General features: G+C 64.3%; 2 protein-coding genes. One reads left to right on the forward strand and one right to left on the reverse strand.

All coding sequences use genetic code 11. The features are described 5' to 3' along the window. Positions 1 to 179: 179 nt before the first annotated feature. On the reverse strand, positions 180 to 1,007 hold the full coding sequence (locus M1203_RS38410) for a transposase family protein (RefSeq protein WP_249954507.1): 828 nt from the start codon (positions 1,005 to 1,007) through the stop codon (positions 180 to 182). A gap of 310 nt (positions 1,008 to 1,317) precedes the next feature. Here M1203_RS38410 and M1203_RS38415 point away from each other — a divergent pair, with 310 nt between their 5' ends. Then, on the forward strand, positions 1,318 to 1,971 hold the full coding sequence (locus M1203_RS38415; RefSeq protein WP_249954508.1) for a hypothetical protein: 654 nt from the start codon (positions 1,318 to 1,320) through the stop codon (positions 1,969 to 1,971). The last annotated feature ends 136 nt before the right edge of the window (positions 1,972 to 2,107 follow it).

Genomic DNA, 2,107 nt, shown 5'->3' on the forward strand with positions numbered 1-2,107 from the left:
GAGACGACACTCGGGACCTCAGCCTGCACAGCCTCAGTCCACAGCACGAAAACGGTCCACCGACTCCGTCGGCGGACCGTCACGAAACTTCGAGGCTAGCCCTTCGGGCAGTCTACTCGCCTGCGCACACCGGCCCATTGAGCCTTTGCCAGTAATGGATCACGACGGTGTGTGATTGTTCAGATGGTGCGGTCGTACTCGAGCTGGAGCAGGACGAGGGCCGCGGCGGCGATCTTCGTGATGCGGCTGGGGTCGAAGCTGACCCTGCGCAGTGCCTTGAAGGTGGTCTTGAGCAGGGAGTTGGCGCGCTCGCAGACGCCGTGGATGCCGCGGATGACCTTGTTGTACGTCTGCTGGGCCTCGGTCAGCTCGCCTCCGGCGGGCTTCTTGTGCGGGTGCCGGAAGCCGTCGCCGACGTTCTCGTAGCCGAGGTCGACCAGGGTCGGCATGTCCAGCTCGGCCGCGATGCGGTTGAGTGCTTCGACCAGCCCGTGGTGGCGGGCGCAGGTGGTGTCGTGTTCCCGGCCCGGCCGTACGGGCGAGACCCAGATCGGCCAGCCGTCCGGGGTGGCGATGACCTGCACGTTCCCGCCATGGTGCTTGTGTTTTCCGGACCACCAGAGGTCTGCGCCGTTGGGACCCGGGGCGGCGACGCGGTCGGTACGGATGACCGTACCGTCGAGGTTCAGATGCGTCAGCCCGGCTGCCTTCGCGCGCTCCAGCGCGGTGGACAGGTCCGGTGCGCCGGCGGCCAGGACGGCCAGTACCTCGTGGAGGTAGCGGTATGCAGTTGAGGTCGACAGGCCATTGTCACGGGCGAGTTGGGCCAGGCGGGTGCCGTCGAGGAACCAGCGCAGCACGAGCACGGCCTGCTTGAAGCAGCCCAGCGCGCGTCGCCCCTTGCGGGTCCTGGTCACGATCCGGTGGTCGCGCAGGAGGCCGGCCAGGTACTCGGCGGTGGACCGCTTCACATCGAGCACGGCGGTGTATGTGACACTGGTCGGCATGTGAGGCCCCTCGGTCGGATCTTTCTGTCGCAAGATCGTTCCTACCAGGGGCCTCACGCCTGCCCGGACTTGGGGATACCACGGACCGCACGACACGCCGCTCGCTCACGGACGGTGGCCGACGGTTACTGGGAACAGCTCATTGCCCCCGAGTTGTAGCCTACCGTCCATGTTGAACGAAAAATGGAAGGCCTCGGAGAGTCGCTCTCGCCAATTGATGGCCCTTTGCGCTGCTGCTCCCTACGGAACTCAGCCTGGGCCGGCTCCCAAGTCGACACCCTCAACAGTCGAAGACCGGTGGTCTCTGCTGGTGTACGCGATCGCCGGAAGCACCGCGCTCGATCCCGGGGACATCGGACTTCGACATTTGCGTTTCCGAATATCCCAGTCGGCAAGCCCGGATGCCCTTGAAGGCTGGCTGTGTGCTTGCTTGCAGCGCTTGGGGCACGGAGTGCGCCGCGGATCACCGATCTCCATCGAGGAGAACGACGAGTCCGCCGAACTTCTCAGGAAACTACTGATCCGGAGCGCCACCAAGGATGCGACCGCAGACGAAGACCCGGTACTTCGCGCCTGGCACGCTGTGGAGTTCATCGACGTACACGTGAAGGAGCGCCCGGATGGACCAGCCACAGGCACGATTGAGACCCGGCGCTTCGCAAGCCTGCAACCCATGACTGCCGCCATCGATCTGGCGCTGACGGCTGCTGGCGGTGGTTACGCTCTAGGTGCCGCCATACGGTTCCGGTCGGGCACTGAATCACTTGCCGGAACCGTGGAATCACCTCTGTGGAGCCTCGACTCGGATACACAGACAGTTAGCGCAGGCCCTCCAAGCGGATACTTCGTCAGCGTAGTTGACGCTCACACCGGACTTCCGAGCGAGAAGACCATGACCATTTCGTCACGAGACGTATTCGTTCAGACTGATCCGGGCGAGGAGCCACGCCCTGAACGCCCGTGAAGTACACGACTTTTGTGTATATGGGTATCGCGCATGCCTAGCCTCGAAGTTTCGTGACGGTCCGCCGACGGAGTCGGTGGACCGTTTTCGTGCTGTGGACTGAGGCTGTGCAGGCTGAGGTCCCGAGTGTCGTCTC

The organism is Streptomyces sp. 35G-GA-8 (assembly GCF_023534745.1).
Taxonomy (GTDB): Bacteria; Actinomycetota; Actinomycetes; order Streptomycetales; family Streptomycetaceae; genus Streptomyces.

Bases quoted from the DNA above. Each gene is read 5' to 3' on its own strand.
- M1203_RS38410 (WP_249954507.1), bottom strand. From the start codon at position 1,007: ATGCCGACCAGTGTCACATACACCGCCGTGCTCGATGTGAAGCGGTCC.